Origin of the sequence: Lysinibacillus sp. 2017 (genome assembly GCF_003073375.1) — a bacterium.
In the GTDB taxonomy this organism is placed as follows: Bacteria; Bacillota; Bacilli; order Bacillales_A; family Planococcaceae; genus Solibacillus.
In genome coordinates this window covers 2977417-2996726 of record NZ_CP029002.1, presented here as the reverse complement: position 1 = coordinate 2996726, position 19310 = coordinate 2977417, and the positions used below count along the sequence as shown (strand labels likewise).

At 38.1% G+C, this 19310-nt stretch carries 21 protein-coding genes; 16 read left to right on the top strand and 5 right to left on the bottom strand.

Annotated features, from left to right (window positions below; all coding sequences use genetic code 11):
* Nucleotides 1–78 precede the first annotated feature (78 nt).
* From DCE79_RS14690 to DCE79_RS18785, 5 genes are all read left to right on the top strand, one after another.
* Nucleotides 79–1731 carry a DNA/RNA helicase domain-containing protein gene (locus DCE79_RS14690; RefSeq protein WP_369916784.1) on the top strand — a complete coding sequence of 551 codons (1653 nt, stop codon included), beginning with the start codon at nucleotides 79–81 and terminating at the stop codon, nucleotides 1729–1731.
* Nucleotides 1732–1748: 17 nt separating this feature from the next.
* Nucleotides 1749–1904 carry a hypothetical protein gene (locus tag DCE79_RS18665; protein ID WP_168214694.1) on the top strand — a complete coding sequence of 52 codons (156 nt, stop codon included), beginning with the start codon at nucleotides 1749–1751 and terminating at the stop codon, nucleotides 1902–1904.
* A 28-nt stretch (nucleotides 1905–1932) separates the two neighbouring features.
* Nucleotides 1933–2151, top strand: a complete 219-nt coding sequence (locus DCE79_RS14685; RefSeq protein WP_108713744.1) for a YdbC family protein — start codon at nucleotides 1933–1935, stop codon at nucleotides 2149–2151.
* 150 nt (nucleotides 2152–2301) lie between these two features.
* On the top strand, nucleotides 2302–2448 hold the full coding sequence (locus DCE79_RS18790) for a hypothetical protein (RefSeq protein ID WP_234417275.1): 147 nt from the start codon (nucleotides 2302–2304) through the stop codon (nucleotides 2446–2448).
* Nucleotides 2420–2707, top strand: a complete 288-nt coding sequence (locus DCE79_RS18785) for a hypothetical protein (RefSeq protein ID WP_234417274.1) — start codon at nucleotides 2420–2422, stop codon at nucleotides 2705–2707. Before DCE79_RS18790 ends, DCE79_RS18785 begins: the two co-directional genes overlap by 29 nt.
* Before the next feature lie 65 nt (nucleotides 2708–2772).
* Here DCE79_RS18785 and DCE79_RS14675 read toward each other — a convergent pair whose 3' ends face one another.
* Both DCE79_RS14675 and DCE79_RS14670 read right to left on the bottom strand, forming a co-directional pair.
* Nucleotides 2773–3231, bottom strand: a complete 459-nt coding sequence (locus DCE79_RS14675) for a hypothetical protein (protein ID WP_108713742.1) — start codon at nucleotides 3229–3231, stop codon at nucleotides 2773–2775.
* On the bottom strand, nucleotides 3212–3517 hold the full coding sequence (locus DCE79_RS14670) for a hypothetical protein (RefSeq protein WP_108713741.1): 306 nt from the start codon (nucleotides 3515–3517) through the stop codon (nucleotides 3212–3214). Before DCE79_RS14670 ends, DCE79_RS14675 begins: the two co-directional genes overlap by 20 nt.
* A 395-nt stretch (nucleotides 3518–3912) precedes the next feature.
* Between DCE79_RS14670 and DCE79_RS14665 the strand changes: the two genes are divergently transcribed.
* A complete protein-coding gene (locus DCE79_RS14665; RefSeq protein WP_108713740.1) occupies nucleotides 3913–4758 on the top strand; it encodes an MBL fold metallo-hydrolase in 846 nt (281 codons plus the stop codon).
* A 109-nt stretch (nucleotides 4759–4867) separates the two neighbouring features.
* Here the strand turns inward: DCE79_RS14665 and DCE79_RS14660 are convergent, their stop codons facing one another.
* On the bottom strand, nucleotides 4868–5833 hold the full coding sequence (locus DCE79_RS14660; protein ID WP_108713739.1) for an alpha/beta hydrolase: 966 nt from the start codon (nucleotides 5831–5833) through the stop codon (nucleotides 4868–4870).
* 176 nt (nucleotides 5834–6009) lie between these two features.
* Entirely contained in the window at nucleotides 6010–6621 is a 612-nt protein-coding gene (locus DCE79_RS14655) for a C40 family peptidase (protein ID WP_108713738.1), read from the bottom strand.
* A gap of 538 nt (nucleotides 6622–7159) precedes the next feature.
* Here DCE79_RS14655 and DCE79_RS18865 point away from each other — a divergent pair.
* The 7 genes from DCE79_RS18865 (at nucleotide 7160) to DCE79_RS19000 (ending at nucleotide 14018) form a co-directional block, all read left to right on the top strand.
* Nucleotides 7160–7288 carry a hypothetical protein gene (locus DCE79_RS18865; RefSeq protein WP_255417950.1) on the top strand — a complete coding sequence of 43 codons (129 nt, stop codon included), beginning with the start codon at nucleotides 7160–7162 and terminating at the stop codon, nucleotides 7286–7288.
* Nucleotides 7289–7389: 101 nt separating this feature from the next.
* Nucleotides 7390–8583 carry a transglutaminase domain-containing protein gene (locus tag DCE79_RS14645; protein ID WP_159083115.1) on the top strand — a complete coding sequence of 398 codons (1194 nt, stop codon included), beginning with the start codon at nucleotides 7390–7392 and terminating at the stop codon, nucleotides 8581–8583.
* 127 nt (nucleotides 8584–8710) lie between these two features.
* Nucleotides 8711–9769 (top strand): iron-siderophore ABC transporter substrate-binding protein, encoded by a 1059-nt coding sequence (locus DCE79_RS14640; protein ID WP_108713735.1) that lies wholly within the window; start codon nucleotides 8711–8713, stop codon nucleotides 9767–9769.
* 1 nt (nucleotide 9770) lies between these two features.
* On the top strand, nucleotides 9771–10805 hold the full coding sequence (locus tag DCE79_RS14635) for a FecCD family ABC transporter permease (RefSeq protein WP_108713734.1): 1035 nt from the start codon (nucleotides 9771–9773) through the stop codon (nucleotides 10803–10805).
* Nucleotides 10802–11833 carry a FecCD family ABC transporter permease gene (locus DCE79_RS14630; RefSeq protein ID WP_108713733.1) on the top strand — a complete coding sequence of 344 codons (1032 nt, stop codon included), beginning with the start codon at nucleotides 10802–10804 and terminating at the stop codon, nucleotides 11831–11833. The genes DCE79_RS14635 and DCE79_RS14630 overlap by 4 nt, the downstream gene beginning before the upstream one ends.
* Nucleotides 11834–12643, top strand: a complete 810-nt coding sequence (locus tag DCE79_RS14625) for an ABC transporter ATP-binding protein (protein WP_108713732.1) — start codon at nucleotides 11834–11836, stop codon at nucleotides 12641–12643.
* Nucleotides 12644–13430: 787 nt separating this feature from the next.
* Nucleotides 13431–14018 carry a CAP domain-containing protein gene (locus DCE79_RS19000; RefSeq protein ID WP_369916819.1) on the top strand — a complete coding sequence of 196 codons (588 nt, stop codon included), beginning with the start codon at nucleotides 13431–13433 and terminating at the stop codon, nucleotides 14016–14018.
* A gap of 78 nt (nucleotides 14019–14096) precedes the next feature.
* On the opposite strand, the gene DCE79_RS14610 is transcribed toward DCE79_RS19000, so the two are convergent.
* Nucleotides 14097–15290, bottom strand: coding sequence for an ROK family protein (locus tag DCE79_RS14610; RefSeq protein ID WP_108713731.1), 1194 nt, complete (start codon nucleotides 15288–15290; stop codon nucleotides 14097–14099).
* Nucleotides 15291–15444: 154 nt separating this feature from the next.
* Here DCE79_RS14610 and xylF point away from each other — a divergent pair, with 154 nt between their 5' ends.
* From xylF to DCE79_RS14595, 3 genes are all read left to right on the top strand, one after another.
* Nucleotides 15445–16521 (top strand): D-xylose ABC transporter substrate-binding protein, encoded by a 1077-nt coding sequence (gene xylF, locus DCE79_RS14605; protein ID WP_108713730.1) that lies wholly within the window; start codon nucleotides 15445–15447, stop codon nucleotides 16519–16521.
* Between the two features lie 96 nt (nucleotides 16522–16617).
* Nucleotides 16618–18141: a xylose ABC transporter ATP-binding protein gene (locus DCE79_RS14600; protein WP_108713729.1), complete on the top strand. Its 1524-nt coding sequence runs from the start codon at nucleotides 16618–16620 to the stop codon at nucleotides 18139–18141.
* On the top strand, nucleotides 18134–19309 hold the full coding sequence (locus DCE79_RS14595) for a sugar ABC transporter permease (RefSeq protein WP_168214693.1): 1176 nt from the start codon (nucleotides 18134–18136) through the stop codon (nucleotides 19307–19309). The genes DCE79_RS14600 and DCE79_RS14595 overlap by 8 nt, the downstream gene beginning before the upstream one ends.
* Nucleotide 19310: the final 1 nt, after the last annotated feature.

Sequence of the window (19310 nt, the reverse complement as noted above, 5' to 3'; positions counted from 1 at the left end):
TATTATATAGTAACGAATCATGGATATTTACATTGTTACTTTGGTATTATAGTGTTAATAATTGGAATTTTATAGAAGGTGAATATATTGAGTTCAATCGAAATCCTATCATGGCCTTTCAAACAAGAAAGCCTCAACCAAATCAACAACAAAGAGCAATTTTTAAACTATCCTGTCATTTATGTATTAAATGGCAAAAAGGAAGCTTACATAGGAGAGACAGTTTACTTTAAAAACCGTATGAAAGCTCATTTAAAAACGCGCAAAAATGTCGACCATATTAGCTTGATTAAGCATGAAAAGTTCAACCGTTCAGCAACGTTTCACCTAGAGACAAAGCTGATTAACTATTTTCTTGGGGATGAGAGATATACGCTTCAAAACAAAAGTAAAACGGCTAGTGATTTTACCCACAACTACTACAACAAGCCTTACTACGACCAAAAATTATTTATAGAGCTATGGCAAAAGCTTCATGAACAAAACCTTGTCGACAATGAGCTCCATGTCATTGAAAACAAAGATATTTTTAAATTATCGCCATTTAAAGAATTATCGTTAGAGCAATTGGAATTAAAGGATAAAGTACTCGAATTTTGTGAGGATCGAGTAAAGGGACATACAAGTGAATATGGCAACCTTTTAGTCATTGAAGGTGAAGCGGGTGTTGGCAAAAGCGTCGTATTAAGTTCGATATTCAATACGATTCAAGAAAGGGCAGAGGAAGCTTCTTCAAATTTATATGACACAGAAAATTATTTAGTCGTGAATCATGAGGAAATGTTTAAAACGTACAAAGATATTGCGAAACAGGTGAAGCATTTAAAAGGAAAAAACTTTGCAAAGCCTACACCTTTGATTAATACGTTGCAAAAAAGAGAAGATGACCAAAAGGCAGATATCATTTTGGTTGACGAAGCACATTTACTTTTAACAAAGCCAGATACATATAACAACTTCTATGGTAGCAATCATTTAGAGGAACTTCTGAAACTGGCAAAAGTGGTCGTTATTATCTATGACCAAGATCAAGTGTTAAAACTAAAGAGCCTATGGGGTGCAGCAATATTAGAAGGACTAAAAAATCTGAGTCCTTGTACAGAAGTATTTCCATTAACAAAACAATTCCGCATGCATGCAAATGATGATGTGATCAATTGGATTAACGAATTTAAACGAAAAAGATTATTGCCACTGCCGAAAGATGAAAGCTATGAATTTAAAGTGTTTGAATCGATTAAACATATGCATGAAGAAATTAAAGCAAAAAATACAAGACATGGCTTAAGCCGCGTTGTTTCAACGTTTGATTACTTGCATAAAAAAGATGGTGGCACCTATTACGTGAAAGAATCGAACGGGGAATATCAGCTGCCATGGAATACGACGAGTACGAAATATACATGGGCTGAAAAAGCTGAAACAGTTCACGAAGCTGGCTCCATTTATACAATTCAAGGCTTTGACTTAAATTATGTTGGGGTCGTGCTTGGTCCATCTGTTCAATATGATGCTGTGAAAGATGAAATTGTCATCGATACAAGCAAGTATATGGATAAAGGTGCGTATACAGGTATGGAGGGTATTGAAAATGTAAATGAAGCGAAGGAAAAAATCGTCCTTAACTCCATTAATATTTTGATGAAGCGCGGTATTAAGGGGCTATATATTTACGCAAGTGATAAAGCATTACGAAATAAACTTTTGGGATCTCAAGAAGCAGGGGAATAGTGAAGGGGGCAGATCATATGGATAATCAGTATTTCGTAGGTTGGGGTACATTGGCTTTGATAAATGCCGCACTTGCACAAGGGAAGAATCGAACGGGGTTAAATTGGTTTTTACTTACTCTTGTATTAGGTCCATTGGCAACACTAATATTGTTATTTGTTGAAAAGAGATAGTAATTAGAATAATTAACGGGGTGTAAAAATGGCAGAAATCAAATACGAAGTAGTCGAGCATATCGGTGTTCTCTCTGAATCCGCAAAAGGCTGGAAGAAAGAGCTGAACTTAGTGAGCTGGAACGGCAATGCGCCGAAATATGATATTCGTGAATGGGCACCGAATCGTGAAAAGATGGGTAAGGGTGTTACATTGTCAGCAGAAGAAGTGCGCGAGCTAAAGCAATTGTTAAATAGTACGAACTAATGTTGTAAAATTAAATGCTAATGTCAAAACACTCAAAACCTATATCAAAGGCTTTGAGTGTTTTTGTTTTTATAAATTGTAATGAATTGTTTTTGCATGCGGTACATAACTGTTATAGGTCCTCATAGAATACCTCCAATGAGTATGTTTATGGTGATTTTTCACAAGGTAATAGAAGCACTTGCTTATTATTCATTTGAAACGGGTATAGTTTTAAATCATTTCATTAAACAAAGTCACTATATAAAAACAAAAGGAGAAGATGATTATGAACAAGAATCCATTAACCAATTCTAAAACAGGCAAGCAACCAGAAAAGCCGGTCATTCCTAACGTACCGAAAGAGCCAGCAGAACCTATTATTCCAAACGGGCCGACAGAGCCAGTAGAACCGATTATTCCGAAAGAACCGAAAGAGCCACTAAAGCCCGTGACACCGGGAGAGCCGACAGAACCTCCAATGCCAAATATACCGAACGAACCTGTGAAACCAATTATCCCACAAGAGCCAACAGAACCACTACAACCAATAATCCCACAAGAGCCAAAAAATTAGAGAAACCGATGATGCCTGAAACTTCACATCGAAGTCTCAGGCATTTTTAGTCTATTTTCCACTTTTTAAACTTCAACCACGCCCAAAAAAACGGGCAACACTTTTGCTTGATGCTTCAGCTCAAAAATATATACCCATTCCTCAGAATGACTTAGCAAAACTTCGGTATATTTGTGCTGCTTGTAAACACTATGCAAGTGTTTTGGCCATACTTCATACCTCTTATAATGCAGGTTTTGTACTTCGGCTGGGTGGCGAGCAAAATACAGTGCGTATTTATTCCCGTCAACTTGTGTTGCATACAGTTTCACGCGGTTAATGCCGAGCAAATCTTCTTTATCCATCCGATGAATTTCTGCAATATCTTCGTCTGTAAATGGCACATCATACATGCGTTCGGGACGGTCATTTTTCTGCAGATAGCCCTTGATGAGTGCGAGGTAAATCCAGTAGGCACCGAAGTTTTGCTCGTATTTTACCATGTCTATGAACAGGGCATAGATGTTAGTTTCCTGTGATTGCATTCGTTTCACTCCAATTTTGGATATGTCCTGTTTGTAAAGTGGGATTTGATCGATTTGCTTGGACAAATTTGTGTTTTCTTCGTTTTTCTATTGTGCTTTTCAGTGTGGCTTGGTTGAGTGGTTTCAGTGTGTGACAATGGTTTATTTCGAGTGCTTGTGTGTGCGCATAAGAAGTGAGTGTCGTTTGTAAGTGAAGCTGCTGAAGTAAAATCGCTTCATCTACACCTAGTACACAGGCAAGGATTGGTTGAACAATGAGTGTTTTTTCGTTTGCTATTAATTTCATTTTGTCTCCTCCTCGAATTGGGGCTTACTATGTATATAGGCTGTAGCCATTCAAAAAAGGGACATTGGTGAAAAATTTTTTTGCAGATTCAAAAAGTTCTAGTGGCTATCATGTTTTGTTCACTAAGAAAGTTTTAAAAAAACTCCGTGAATGGTCGTAGCATTTTTTAATGCGACTCTATCTTTTTCTTTTAATCTTTAATAATCTAAATCTTTTTGTATGAAGTAAATTTTAACAATGGGAACGTATAGTGAATGAAATGGCAGTGATAAGGTGAAAATTTTTATAGTAAAATATCATTTTAAGAGTCGATTTGAGTAAAATCCTCCGAATAAAATTCTACGCATTGCACAACCTAAATTGATGATATTTTAATCGGAGAAAGAAGGGTTTTTATGGATCAGGAGATGCGCTATGGAAGTGATTTTAAATATATTCCAGCTACTTCTATTCAGAGTGGCGAGGGGATGGAGGTATTACCTGACTTATATATGCATACCATTCAAATTGTAAATTTTGTGCTTTACGGAGAGCCACAAAAAGGCGAATTTGTATTGGTTGATGCGGGGATGCCTCATAGTGCAAATGAAATTATTTCCGTAGCAGAAAAAAGATTTGGCTCTAATTGTAGACCGAAAGCCATTATTTTAACACATGGCCATTTTGATCATGTAGGAGCGATTATTGAATTGATTGAGCATTGGAAAGTCCCTGTTTATGCGCATTCTTTAGAATTGCCGTATTTAACAGGTCGACAAGATTACCCTGAGCCAGATGCAACTGTAAATGGCGGTTTCATTGCTAAAATGTCGCCATTCTTTCCAAATGAGGCGATTAATTTAGGTGCGCATGTAAAACAACTTCCTTTTAATGGAGAGATTCCTTATATGGATGGGTTCCACTGGATTCATACGCCAGGGCACACACCAGGTCATATCTCGTTATTTAGAGATGAAGACGGAGCATTGATTGCCGGGGATGCCTTTGTGACGGTTAAGCAAGAGTCCCTTTATAAGGTGCTAACACAGGAAAAAGAAATTAGTGGGCCACCACGCTATTTTACGACGGACTGGTTAGCTGCTTGGAATTCTGTAAAAAAGCTAAAATCTTTGCAACCGACAGTAGCTATTACAGGACACGGTTTACCGATGAGAGGCGAAGAGTTGACGACCAATCTTCAAAAATTAGTGAATGAATTTGAACAAATTGCATTACCGAATCAGGGAAAGTATTTAAATTGAGTGATGTGTGTAGTCATTCAAACCCCCTAAACCAAAAAAAAACAGTGAAACTCTATAAGAATCAAGAGTTTCACTGATTAAAATTATATTCGAAATCCACAATTATAAATCAAATAGTAGAAGCTTCTTTTGCATGAAGGGTATTTTTCAATGCGTTTTCAAGTGTCGTAGTGAGCTGTTGGCTAATACTTGCTTGTGGGACGAAGCCTTCGAAGCCGTGGAAGCCACCAGGATATAAGTGGAATTCAACGGGTACACCGCTTTGACGTAGCTTTTGAACATACGTAATTGTTTCATCTCTAAATGGGTCTAAGTCACCGATGCATGTGAAAGTAGGCGGTAAGTCTGAGTAATCTTCCGCACGTGCAGGCGCAGCGTAAATTGGTACGTCATCCGCATCTTTAAGGTCGCCTAAATACATATCCCATGCGGCACGATTTCCAATGCCATTCCAAACGCGTTCATCTGTAATTTCCATGTTGGATGGTGTGTTACAACGATCATCAATCATTGGGTAAAGTGGAAATTGTGCTGCAATTTTTGGACCTTTACGATCGCGTGCCAGCAATGTTAAAGCGGCTGTTAGTCCACCACCAGCGCTCGCACCGACAACGACAATTCGTTCTGGATCCACATTTAACTCGTCCGCATGATCGGCAAACCATTTTAACCCTGAATAGCAGTCCTCAATTGGCGCTGGATATGGATACTCAGGTGCCAAACGATAATCTACATTGACGACAACACAATTAAATTGTTCTGCATAGTGCTCACAACCTGAACTGAACATTTCAGCTGTTCCTAAAATATAGCCGCCACCATGTATATAATAGATGCCTGGTAAAACATCTGTTTGAGCTTTAGGTCGATGAATTAAAACACGTACCTCAGGATTTCCCTCAGCCCCAGGTACAAATTTTTCAATCGTTTCGACATTTGGCGATGAGGAAGTACTTAGTTGACTAATTTGTTGTGCAATGCCAGCGCGAATGCCTTCAATTGATTCTTGTGTAATGGGCATTCCAGGCATGACTGCAAAAACTTCTCGTAACTCTGGATGAACTTTTTTCTCCATAACAAATCTACCCCTTTTTGATCGGGAATTTAATAGTGAAGTATTCCCTTCGATTATAATATTGAAAACAAAGGTAAAGTATTCTAAGAAATGTTATGAAAGAGAAAAAAGTTAAAATTTAGGGATAAAAAAGAAATGGCGTAATGTTCATACGCCATTTCTTTTTTGAATAGTAATTAAATTCGACCGTAACCCGTGAAGTGTGATTTCCAATAGCCTTGATGTACATTTGAAATATTCACTTTTGATCCACTGGCATTAATCATTTTACCATTGCCAAGATAGATGCCAATGTGTGAAACCCCTTTTTTCGAAGTATTACTGAAGAAAACTAAATCGCCAGCTTTAGGGGATGATACTTTTTTAGACTTATTATAGAAGCCAGCCGCTGTTGTTCTGCTTACTGATTTACCAGATTGCTTTAACACATAATAGACGAAACCTGAGCAATCGAACCCTGATGGAGTAGAACCGCCGTATCGATAGCGTGTGCCAAGGTATTTTTTCGCATTATTGATTACCTTTGTGCTACTCGTAGTAGAGACAGTTTTAGCTGTAGTTTTTGCAGTTGATCCAATTTGTAATTTTTGACCAATGCGAATGCTCGTTGACTTCATACCATTTGACGTCATGATGGATTTGTAACTTGTACCGTATTTTTGAGCGATTTTAGAAAGGGTATCGCCACTTTTTACGGTATATGTAGCAGCTGATGCTCCTGATACAGTCGTAAATAATAGGGATGTGCCAAGTGCAAAAGCTGCAATTTTTTTCATTAATGAATTCATTATTCGTTAAACCTCTATATCTATATAATATTTTTTTGCTCTAATTAAACCTAACATTAAAATAATATCAAAAAAGTATTTCATTTTCTTTACAGTACTATTAAAATTGAAAGTTTTTTAGGGTTGAATTGTGAATATAAAGTTATTTCACAACATTTGATGAAGTTCATGAAAGTACAATTATATGCAGATTTACATGTCCGTTTAGTTATATGGGGAAACGTCGATTCGATCGGGCCATTAAATCGTACAATAGAAGAAACGCTTGAAACAACAGCGGGGCTTCGTAATCAGGCTGTTGAGGCGACCCCTTGGGGAATAAGCGTGCGCGGAATATCCACTTATTTGTGCCGCCGTATAGGCACAAATAAGTTAGATGGAGCCACGCCCCCAGGAAAGCGTCCCCCGTAGCGTAGCAGAACGGACTTGTTTAAAAGGAATGATGGGCCATTAACCTCATAAAAGGTTCGATAGTTGGATAAAATGAGATTAAATTGAAGGGGATTTGCGTTTTTGCACTATCTTTCAGGTTGATAATATGAAACCGTGGATGTATTTCGGAAATGAAGCTATTATTATACTTGATTTAGAAGAATATAATGTAGAATCTTTTCAAAATAGAAAGCATAGCAACTATGTAAATGAGGGTGGACAATGGAAGATGTGATAATATTTTTTGTTATTTTTTGTTTGGCGTTTATACCTTTTTTATTATTTCTTCGCGGCTTCTTTATTCAGTGGCGATTGCGGAAGGCACTAAAAAGAGGATTGAAGGAAAATCGTCAACACATTGGGAATGTGAAGGGCTATAAGTCGGGAGAGTTCGAGATTTATAAACGTGTGTACAATGATGCGTTGTATCGCACGAAATATTTGAAGTTGTTCAAATCACCTATCAAACTGCAAAAACAGTTGAATAATGAGCTGAATCGGATGGTTCAAAATCCGTTCTCAAAATTTTTCTCGTGGTGTCTTATTCGTGTGAAGGGATTGTGTTCACTCGTTTTGTTACTGGCGAGTTTACTTTTTGGATCGATGGCAATGGATGAGTGGAAGGCGGCTGATTTACAGTTACCGACACTTGATCCAAATATGACGATTGCGATGAAGCAAACCGCAGATGTTAGCTTAGACGGGCTACTTCAGTTTTTTAAAGATAGTCCGGCCAAACTACAGAGCTTCAATTACGAAGCGCTTTCGCAAAAAGCAGATCCGGTTGATCCAGTCTATGCCAACTATGATATGCCGGAAAATATCGCCTCACCGGAAGAGCTTGGACAAGCGATTGTTGCACAATTGACTAATTTTGAGCCGCAATTTAATTTAACTGTTGATACATCAAGTATGCCAATGGTACAGATGCAAGAGCGTGCCTTTGAATGGATGGAGCAAGAGGAGCCGTATATTTCAAGAATGCGCCAGAAAATAAGCTATAAATATTATGATTATGGAACGGTAAACGATGTGCAGTATACAGTAAGCTATGATTTGGCGCCAGAAAAGCATGCACTCATGTTAGGGAAGGTAAAGCAAATTGTAGCGAATATGCCAACTGGTTTAGCCGACGTAGAAAAAGTAAAGTATGTGAATGATTATTTAGTATCGCAAACCGTGTATAACTTAAATAGCGCTGACAATCCGTATACACCATACTCGATTTTGATAAATGGGGAAGGGGTTTGCCAAGGCTATGCACTCGCTGCCTATTTACTGCTAAAAGAGATGGATTTTGAGGTGAGATTTGTGACGGGTGATGCAATTCCTGTTGGGGGGCATGCATGGAATTTAGTTAAAGTAGACGGTGAGTGGTATCACTTAGATACGACGTGGAATGACCCAATACCTGATCAAGGGAAAAACATTCGCTACGATTATTTCTTGCTTGCTGATGCGACGATCAGTCAAGACCATGTGTGGGACACATCCCTTTATCCAGCAACGAGCACGACGGATTATTATTAAATTAGTAACTACCTGTCTTTTTGATTCTGACAACGTCAAAAAGATATTGACAATTATTTGTACAAGATATATAGTTCATATTGGCAATGATAATCATTATCAATAAAAATAAGGAGTGAAATTTTAAATGATTTCAAAAAGACATTTTTCATTAGTAACAATGTTACTAATTTCGATTCTGTCTCTTGCACTTGTTGGCTGCTCAGATAAAGATTCTAGTACAGACAAAGAAGCTACAGGATCTAAAACTACAGATACAGAAGCAACTGCAACTGAATATCCAATCACAATCAAACACGCATTAGGTGAAACAGTTATTGAAGAAAAACCAGAACGCGTTGCAACTATTTCATGGGCAAACCATGACGTAGCCTTAGCACTTGGTGTTGTACCAGTTGGTTTCTCTGCAGCAAACTACGGAGTTCAAGATGATAGCGGTATGCTTCCTTGGACTGAGGAAAAATTAAAAGAGCTTGGTGAAGAAAATCCCAACATCTACCAAGATACAGATGGTTTAGACTTTGAAGCAATTGCAGATTCAAATCCAGATGTAATTCTTGCTGCTTATTCAGGTATTACTCAAGAAGAGTACGATACATTAAGCGAAATTGCTCCAGTTATTCCATACCAAAAAACTCCTTGGGTAGCTTCATGGCGCGATCAAATTACTTATAACTCAATGGCAATGGGTATGGCAGAAGAAGGTAAACAACTGATTGCCGATACAGAAAAATTAATTGCTGATAAAGCAAATGAACACCCTGAAGTTAAAGGCTTAAAAGCGGCGTTCGCAATGTTCAATGCGACAGACTTATCTAAGTTCTACGTTTATACACCAGCAGATCCACGTGGTGAACTTCTTAAAGAATTAGGCATGGAATATCCTGAAGGCGTTAAAGCACAAGTTGCTGATCAAGAAAGCTTCTACATCGAATTAAGTGCAGAAAATGCAGATGCTTTAAATGATACGGACATCTTCATCGCATATGGTGATGACAATACATTAGCTGCATTACAAGCTGATCCAATTCTAGGTAAAGTACCAGCTATCCAAAAAGGAAATGTTGTGATTATTGCAGACAACACACCACTTGCAGCAGCTGGTAACCCGAACCCACTTTCAATTCAATACACAATTGATGAGTATGTTTCTTTAATCTCTGATGTTGCGAAAAAGATGAAATAATATGAATAAATTATCCGTATCAGAAAAAAAGCAAGTGCTCCTACCACGTAACTTTATAAAAGTATGTATCCTTTTAGCAATTTTACTTGTTGTATGTATCGTAGCTTCACTTGCATTTGGCTCTCGGATAATTAGTGTAGCTGATTTGATGGATGGACTATTCCATCCATCTGTTCAGTCTCATGAAGCCGTGGTTGTTCGACAAAGAATTGTTCGAACAATTTTTTGTTTCATGTGTGGTGCTGCACTAGGTGTTTCAGGAGCATTAATGCAATCGGTAACGCGCAACCCAATAGCAGATCCAAGTATTTTAGGTGTCAACACAGGGGCATCTCTTTTTGTCGTTTGTGGGATTGCCTTTTTAAATATTAGTTCAGCAGGTGAATATGTTTGGCTAGCAATCGCGGGGGCCTTTATCACTGCAATTTTTGTATTTGGTATTGGTTCGATGGGCGGTAGCGGGGCAACACCTTTGAAACTTGTTTTAGCTGGTGCTGCGACGAGTGCGATTTTATCATCGCTTGTTGTTGCTGTGATGATTCCGCGTTCGAATGTGATGGACCAATTTCGATTTTGGCAAGTTGGTAGTGTGGGCTCAGGGAACTGGGATTCCATCTCGTTATTTATTCCGTTTTTGATTGTCGGAATAGTCATCGCCATTTTTACAGCGCCCGCATTAAATGCACTCGCATTAGGTGATGAGGTTGCGAAGGGGTTAGGTGTACGTACGGGCACAATTCGATTGATTGCGGCACTTGGCGGTGTATTACTATGTGGTGTGGCAACTGCATTAGCAGGGCCAATTGGTTTTATCGGCTTACTTGCGACTCACGTCATCCGTTTAGTAATTGGACCAGATTTACGTTATATTATCCCGATGTCTGCGCTATCAGGTGCCATTATTTTATCGATATCTGATGTGTTAGGACGATTACTTGGCAGCCCAAGCGAACTTGAAGTTGGGATTGTAACAGCCTTTGTTGGGGCGCCAATTTTAATATTAATTACAATGAAAGCGAAAATGCGTGCGATATGATAAATGAAACGATTCATTCCATTAGAGGTTCTAGATTAAAGAGACGTCGCCGTTTTATCATGACTACTACAGTGCTTACAATGATTACTTTAGCGCTTTGTTGTGCAATGTTGATGTTAGGAAACACGATTTATCCAGTGAAAGATGTACTTCGTGTATTAATAGGTGAAGAAGTAAAAGGGGCAACTTTTACAGTCGGTACACTACGTTTACCAAGAATGCTTGCGGGTGTATTTGCGGGATTTGCCTTTGGTGTTGGTGGCTACATATTCCAAACGATGTTACGAAATCCACTTGCCAATCCAAATGTTATGGGGATTACATCAGGTTCTAGTGCAGCGGCTGTATTTTGTATCATCGTATTGCATGCCAATAATACGGTTGTATCGATTGCTTCGGTTGTCGGTGGACTTGTAACGGCAATTGTCATTTATTTATTAGCAAAAGGAGCTTCCTTTTCGATTGGAAGATTAATATTAGTAGGGATTGGTATTCAGGCTATGTTGACTGCAGTCATTAACTACTTAATGTTAATCGGAAAAACGAATGATATTCCAACTGCGATGCGCTGGTTAAGTGGTAGCTTAAACGGAGCGAAGATGGAAAATCTTTATCCGCTATTTATTGCGGTCATTGTTTTCACACCGATTATTTTGTTTTTCGGAAAACGATTAGAAATGCTCGAGCTTGGGGAACAAGCAGCAACTTCACTTGGGGTTGATACAAACAAAACAAGGGTGATCCTGATTGTTTGCTCGGTGCTGATTCTTGCATTAGCAACCGCAGCAACTGGTCCAATCGCATTTGTCGCATTTCTTTCAGGCCCGATTGCTAAACGATTGGTGGGCGTTGGATTTTCGAATATACTTCCTGCTGGCCTGATTGGGGTCATATTAGTATTAGCATCAGATCTTATCGGACAATTTGCATTTGTTGCGAGATACCCAGTAGGTGTCATCACGGGTATAATAGGTGCACCTTACTTGATTTATTTACTAATTCGAATCAATCGAAAGGGAGATTTATAAATGAAACCAACGCACATATTTCAAGCAGAAAATATTACAGCTGGCTATGACAATAAAATGATTTTACAAGATATCAGTCTTACCATTCCAAGCAATAAGATTAGCATTATTATCGGTGCAAATGGTTGTGGGAAATCGACGCTATTAAAAACGATGGCCCGCCTTATTAAGCCGTCTTCGGGACAGGTGACTTTAGACGGCAAGCCAATCAATAAAATTCCACCGAAGCACTTAGCACGTGTTTTAGGACTATTACCGCAATCGCCAGTCGTTCCAGAGGGAATTACGGTGGCAGATTTAGTTGGGCGCGGGAGATTTCCACACCAAACCTTTTTAAAAGGTTGGACAAAAGAAGATTATGAAGCTGTTGCAGAGGCAATGGAAATCATGAATATTACAGAATTTGCTGATCGTAATATTGATGAGCTTTCGGGTGGACAAAGACAACGTGTGTGGATTGCGATGGCACTTGCCCAACAAACCGATATTTTATTTTTAGATGAGCCGACAACGTATTTAGATATTACCTATCAAGTAGAAATTCTCGATATGCTAACGGACCTCAATCGAAAATACGGGACAACGATTGTGATGGTTCTTCACGATATTAACTTATCGGCGCGCTATGCAGATCATATTTTTGCCGTCCATAAAGGGAAGTTAGTCGCGGAGGGAACACCGGAAGAAGTGGTTTCAAGCACATTGATTCACGATATTTTTGGTCTGAAATCTTTAGTTATTCAAGATCCTGTATCCGATTCTCCGTCTGTTGTACCGATTGGACGCCATCATAATCAGTTAGATATGTAATGCAAAAATAGAATGGATAAACAAATGACTTAGCGCTATGAAAATAGTTAGCTAAGTCATTTTTTGGTTCATCATCAAATTGGGGCTAATTTTTATTTGTTTTTGTTTTGTCGGGCTACGGCATGACAGCATACGAGGCCGCCAATTCAATGCATATCTCTTTTTACAAGGTTAAGAGCGTTCAAATATAACCGTTTTTCTTATCTTTCTACTTGATTAGTAAAGTCGTCAACACCTTTTCAAATGCAAGTTACGGTTTTGATGGTAAGTATTAGGCGATTTAAAAAACGAAAAGTACTAATTTAACAGCTTATCGGAGGGGTGTTGGATTCGGTACCAATATATAGGCTATTTTTTGAGAAAATCCTATTTTACGATAGTAGTACGAAAGGAGGCGTACAAAATGAAAAAAAGTTTTATCACATTTTGTGCATTTGCACTTTTAGCTACGCAAGCCCCAGCAGCTAATGCGGCGGCAACTACTGGAGGAGAATCGGACGTCCGCTACGAAAAATCGTATAAGTCTGTACAAACTTATAAATTTAATTCGATTGTTTTAAATCAAAATATTAATATTTGGGATTCAATTTCTAATTTTATAGAATTCAAACACGCTATTCCAGTAAAAGGAAATGTTTCGGTGAAAGTAACGGAAGTTAAAAAACCAGTTACAACTCAAACTGAGGAAAAAGCGCCTGTATCACAGACAGCACCAAAACAACCAACAACAAAGGTTGAAAAGGCTCCAGTAGTAACAAAAGAGCAACCAAAGACACCAGTAAAACAGGTGACACCTGAGCAACCAAAAGCACCAACAACTGAAGTAAAAACAGAGCAACCAAAAGCACCAACAAATGAAGTAAAAACAGAGCAACCAAAAGCACCAACAACTGAGGTAAAAACAGAGCAACCAAAAGCTACTGAGACAAAAACTCAGCCAAATACTTCACAAAATACAAAACCATCAACAACACCAGTGACTTCTACGTCATCTGATATCGATGCCATTGAAGCAGCAGTTGTTGAATTAACAAATGCCGAGCGTGTGAAAGCAGGTTTACAACCATTAAAAACTTACGCACCATTAATGGCTTCTGCTCGTGAAAAATCTCAAGACATGAAAGATAAAAATTACTTCTCTCATACAAGCCCAACTTATGGTAGCCCATTTGATCAAATGAAAGCGCGAGGTATTAGCTATACAGCGGCTGGTGAAAATATTGCCAAAGGTCAACGTACAGCTGAAGAAGTTGTAACAGCTTGGATGAATTCTGAAGGTCACCGTGCGAATATTTTAAATGCAAACTTCACGCATATCGGTGTGGGTTATGTAAAAGACGGTAACATCTGGACACAACAATTTATTAAACAATAATTATCACGAACCCGTTTCTTTTGAAGCGGGTTTTTTGTTGCCTAAAATGTGCTGCACATTGTATTCATTCACTAAGAATTAGGGATTTATACCATTCTTTGCGCCCATTATTGAAGGCTGTAAAAAATGATTTATCACAATAGATGCTGCACCGAGGACAATTGCTTTATCTTGAAGTGTCGAGAACTCAATCTCCGTTTTATTAACGAAAGGAGCACTGGACTGCTCAGTCGTGATATCTATCATACTTTGCTTAATTTGATCTTGGAGTAAAGTAATGCGATTTCCGATAATAATTTTTGACGGGTTGAAAGTGTAAATTAAGTTCACTAATCCTATACCTATATAGTGTCCAATGTCGGTGAATATGTTTTGAATATCTTTTTCCTTTGCCGAGAGGGCAATAAGTTTTTCAAGTGTTAAGTCAGGAATAGTTAAGGCTGCTTCTGCTTCTTGAAGAAGTGCATATTCTGATGCATAAGCTTCCCAACAGCCATTTCGACCACATCTGCATTTTTTCCCGTTTACTTGAATTATCATATGGCCACTTTCTCCAGAAAAGCCTAACTCACCGTGATATAGCTCACCATTTACAAAAATGCCGACCCCGATTCCGAATCCGATACTGACAAAAAGTAAATTTTGATGTTGGTGATTGTGAATAAATGAAAATTCTGCAAAGCCACCAGCATTTGCTTCATTACTAATATATATAGGGTAATTCACGTGATCTTTAAGCATTGTTATTAAATCAATTTGCTGCCAGCCTAAGTTGGGCGCTTTAATAATGAGACCTTCCGTATCAATAATTCCAGGTACAGCAATGCCTAAACCGATTATTTTATACGGACTTGCTGGAACATTAAGCTCTAAAAGCTGAATTAGTGTAACAATTTTTCGAAAGTAACTAGTGAATGTTGTGTCTAAAATTTCCTCGTTATTATCGAAAACGATGACGCCATTTAAGTCTGTAATAATTCCTCGTAAGTAATTTACCCCAATATCGATACCGAGCGCATAGCCTGCTTTTCCGTTGAGTTTCAGTAATTTAGATCTTCTGCCGCCAGTGGAGACATCCATACCAGCTTCTACGATGAACTGCTCTTCAATAAGTTCTTTTACTAAATTAGCAACGGTCGCTTTTTTCAGGGAAGTTTTTTCGATAATTTCATTACGTGAAATACCTGAAGTTCCTGTACCTGAACTTATTAATACCTCCTGCAAAATCATTTCTTTATTTAACTTTTTTCCTACTTGTTGGTTCCAAGACATTACATTGCCTCCTCGTATTCTTCAGCAACATTATAGGTGTATACCGCGTGAATTGTATAGCTAAAATAAACTTTGTTTATCGGATAGACAAAGATTTTTGTCTATGTTATTATAACTTTGAATTACATTATAAGGAAATAGGGGGCAATATTTGATGGGGAAATGTAAGGGGTTACATTTGTTTTTAATCATGCTGTTATCGGTAATTGTTTTAGCTGCTTGTGGTGAGGATTCGGGTTCTTCTGATAATTCATCGGGTGGTGCTGATAAAGATAGCTTGAAAATTGGTTTATCAGTTTCTGATTTAACGTTAGAACGTTGGCAGCATGACCGAGATTTCTTTATTGCAAAAGCTGAAGAATTAGGGGCAGAGGTAATTGTACAATCAGCAGATGGTGATGAAGCACAACAATTATCGCAAATTCAAAATATGCTTTCGCAAAATATCGATGTCTTGGTAGTTATCGCTATTAATTCGGATTCATTATCAACAGTTGTTGAGCAAGCAAAAGAAGAGGGTGTACCAGTTTTAGCTTATGACCGTCTAATTAATAATGCTGAAGTAGATGCTTATGTATCCTTTGACAACGTTCGTGTGGGCGAAATGCAAGCTGAGTATTTAGTAAACTTAAAGGCATCAGGAAACTTCTTCTTAATGGGTGGTTCACCAACAGATAATAACGCAAAAATGTTCCGTGAAGGACAAATGAATATTATTCAGCCATTAGTTGATGCAGGCGACGTTACAATTGTCGGCGATCAATGGGCAAAAGATTGGGATGCGAACGAAGCGCTTAAAATTATGGAGAATGCTTTAACAGCTACAAAAAATAAAATTGATGTAGTTGTGGCTTCAAATGATAGTACAGCGGGTGGTGCAATCCAAGCATTAGATGCACAAGGATTAGCGGGTAAAGTATTAATTTCTGGTCAAGATGCTGACTTAGCAGGTGTTCAACGTATTGCGGAAGGTTCACAAACAATGACGGTTTACAAGCCAATTAAAGCAATCGCTGAGAAGAGTGCTGAAGTAGCTATTCAACTTGCTAAAGGTGAAGCACCTAATAGTGATACTACTGTAAATAATGGTGTAATGGATGTGCCTTACATCAAATTAGATCCAACTTCAGTTGGTAAAGATGAAATTATGGGCACTGTAATTGCTGATGAGTTCCATTCATATGATGACGTATACAAAAACGTTCCTGAGAGCGAGCGTCCAAAAAAATAATAGGAAAAGGGAGATAACAAATCTCCCTTTTCTTTTAAAAATAATAATCTATTAATTTAGAATAATAGAAATACAAGATGTCAGTGAGGGGAAGCTATGGAAACATTTGCACTTGAAATGAAAAGCATCACGAAGGAATTCCCTGGCGTAAAAGCACTTGATAATGTAACGTTCTCTGTTCGAAAAGGTGAAATCCATGCACTTTGTGGTGAAAATGGGGCAGGTAAATCTACTTTAATGAAGGTGTTAAGCGGGGTATATCCAGCTGGCACATACTCGGGCAGTATTTTCATTAACAATCAAGAAATACGCTTTAAAAATATCAAGGAATCACAGGATGCTGGAATAGCAATTATTTATCAAGAACTAGCATTAATCGGTGAGCTATCAATTGCGGAAAACTTATTTTTAGGACATGACTTAATGCGTCAACCCATTATTAATTGGAATGAAATTTATAGACAAGCTTTACTTGCACTAAAAAAAGTTGGGTTAGATGTCGATCCTCAAAAAAATGTAAAAGAGCTGACTGTTGGAAAGCAGCAACTTGTAGAAATTGCGAAAGCACTAATGAAAAAAACGGATATTTTAATCTTGGATGAGCCGACAGCAGCTTTAACTGAAACTGATGTAGCCGTGTTGGTTAATTTATTAAATGAACTTCGACAACAAGGTGTAACATGCGTCTACATTTCTCACAAGCTAGGTGAAGTTATGGAAATTGCAGATTCTGTAACGATTTTACGCGACGGAAAAACAATCTCAACAGACCTAATTGCCGAGATGTCTGAAGATAAAATCATTACAAAAATGGTAGGACGTGAATTAACGGAGCTATTCCCATATGAATCTCATGAAATTAGCGAAGAAAATGTATTGTGTGTGGAAAATTACACTTCATATGATAAATCAGGTAAACGAGTAGTTTCGGATATTAACTTTCATGTAAAAAAAGGTGAAATTTTAGGGATATCAGGCTTAATGGGTGCAGGGCGTTCAGAATTGTTTATTAGTCTATTTGGCGGATTACCAGGAAAAAAACAGGGGACGGTCACTATCAACGGCAAGGGGACGAATATTAAAGTGCCTGCGGATGCCATTCGTGAAGGATTGGCTTATGTTTCGGAAGACCGAAAACGTTATGGGTTAGTATTAGGCATGGATATTACAAAAAATACAACTTTAATCGCTTTAAATAAAGTAATGAAAATGAAAATGATTAACCAAGCACTTGAGGTGAAGCATGCTCAGGATATTACGAACAAAATGAAGCTTAAGGCACCCAATCTTGATGTAGAGGTAGGTAAGCTAAGCGGCGGAAATCAGCAAAAAGTAGTACTTAGTAAATGGATTATGAACAATCCAAAAGTGTTGATTTTAGACGAGCCAACGCGCGGTATTGATGTTGGGGCAAAATATGAAATTTATAAAATTATGAATGAATTAGTACAGCAAGGCGTCGGGATTGTCTTAATCTCATCTGAACTACCAGAAGTTTTAGGCATGTCAGATCGAATTTTAGTAATGAGTGATGGGCAAATCACAGGAGAATTTGATAGAAATGAAGCAACACAAGAGAAAATTATGATGTGTGCGACTGGAGGAGAAAGGGTTGTCTAATGAACAAGCAATAATCAAACAACCACAGCTAGAAAAGAAAGATCGCAAATTACCGTTTAAGTTTGATTTACAAGCCTACACGTTAATTTTAGCCTTAATCAGTATTGCGATCATTTTTACAGCTTTAACAGGCGGTGAGTTTTTATCGTCTCGTAATATATCAAACTTATTTACGCAAATGTCAGTCATTGCAATTTTGGCTATTGGGATGACATTAGTAATCGTAGCAGGGCATATCGATTTATCAGTTGGATCAATGGTCGGTTTAACAGGTGGTGTTGCCGCTATGCTACAAGTGTGGCAAGGCTGGAGTACACCAGTAGTCGTAGTAATAGCGGTAGTAGTAGGTGCCATTTTAGGTTTATGGCAAGGCTGGTGGGTTGCTTATCGTGCGGTACCAGCGTTCATTGTAACACTAGGTGGGATGCTCATTTTCAGAGGGATTTTAATCGGTCTTTCGAACGGAAAAACAGTGGCAGGACTAGATGTTTCATTTAAGCAAATTGGCAATAGTTATTTACCATTTATAGTAGGTTACATAATCGTTGCTGTTGCCATTGTATTACTAGTTTACACAACAATTCACGACCGAAAAAAACGTAATGAAATGGGTTTACTATTATTACCTGCACCAATTGATTACGGGAAGGTTGCACTTTATTCAGCAGTAATCTTAGTTATTACGTATATGCTAAACCGTTATCTAGGCGTACCAACTCCGTTTTTAATTGTCGTAACGATTGCATTATTCTTCGTATTCGTGACAAATAAAACAGCCTTTGGTCGTCGCATTTATGCAATGGGTGGAAATCCTGAAGCGGCTGCACTATCCGGTATTAACATTAAACGTAATACTTTAGGTGTATTTGTCATAATGGGTGCGTTAGCAGGTGTTGCAGGTGTTCTTTTATCGGCACGTCTAAATGCAGCTACGGTATCAGCAGGTAATAGCTATGAATTAGATGCTATCGCTGCATGTGTTATCGGTGGGACAAGCTTAATGGGTGGTAAAGGTAAAATTTTCGGTGCGTTAATCGGTGCACTTATTATGGCGTCGATTGACAACGGGATGTCGATGATGAATATCGGTGCATATTGGCAATATATCGTGAAAGGCTTAATTTTAATTCTAGCAGTTTGGGTGGACGTAGTTAGTAAAAACAAATAAT

Coding starts and splice junctions, on each gene's coding strand:
- DCE79_RS18665 (WP_168214694.1), top strand. CDS start 1,749: ATGGATAATCAGTATTTCGTAGGTTGGGGTACATTGGCTTTGATAAAT.
- DCE79_RS14685 (WP_108713744.1), top strand. CDS start 1,933: ATGGCAGAAATCAAATACGAAGTAGTCGAGCATATCGGTGTTCTCTCT.
- DCE79_RS18790 (WP_234417275.1), top strand. CDS start 2,302: ATGGTGATTTTTCACAAGGTAATAGAAGCACTTGCTTATTATTCATTT.
- DCE79_RS18785 (WP_234417274.1), top strand. CDS start 2,420: ATGAACAAGAATCCATTAACCAATTCTAAAACAGGCAAGCAACCAGAA.
- DCE79_RS14675 (WP_108713742.1), bottom strand. CDS start 3,231: ATGCAATCACAGGAAACTAACATCTATGCCCTGTTCATAGACATGGTA.
- DCE79_RS14670 (WP_108713741.1), bottom strand. CDS start 3,517: ATGAAATTAATAGCAAACGAAAAAACACTCATTGTTCAACCAATCCTT.
- DCE79_RS14665 (WP_108713740.1), top strand. CDS start 3,913: ATGGATCAGGAGATGCGCTATGGAAGTGATTTTAAATATATTCCAGCT.
- DCE79_RS14660 (WP_108713739.1), bottom strand. CDS start 5,833: ATGGAGAAAAAAGTTCATCCAGAGTTACGAGAAGTTTTTGCAGTCATG.
- DCE79_RS14655 (WP_108713738.1), bottom strand. CDS start 6,621: ATGAATTCATTAATGAAAAAAATTGCAGCTTTTGCACTTGGCACATCC.
- DCE79_RS18865 (WP_255417950.1), top strand. CDS start 7,160: ATGAAACCGTGGATGTATTTCGGAAATGAAGCTATTATTATACTTGAT.
- DCE79_RS14640 (WP_108713735.1), top strand. CDS start 8,711: ATGATTTCAAAAAGACATTTTTCATTAGTAACAATGTTACTAATTTCG.
- DCE79_RS14635 (WP_108713734.1), top strand. CDS start 9,771: ATGAATAAATTATCCGTATCAGAAAAAAAGCAAGTGCTCCTACCACGT.
- DCE79_RS14630 (WP_108713733.1), top strand. CDS start 10,802: ATGATAAATGAAACGATTCATTCCATTAGAGGTTCTAGATTAAAGAGA.
- DCE79_RS14625 (WP_108713732.1), top strand. CDS start 11,834: ATGAAACCAACGCACATATTTCAAGCAGAAAATATTACAGCTGGCTAT.
- DCE79_RS14610 (WP_108713731.1), bottom strand. CDS start 15,290: ATGTCTTGGAACCAACAAGTAGGAAAAAAGTTAAATAAAGAAATGATT.
- xylF (WP_108713730.1), top strand. CDS start 15,445: ATGGGGAAATGTAAGGGGTTACATTTGTTTTTAATCATGCTGTTATCG.
- DCE79_RS14600 (WP_108713729.1), top strand. CDS start 16,618: ATGGAAACATTTGCACTTGAAATGAAAAGCATCACGAAGGAATTCCCT.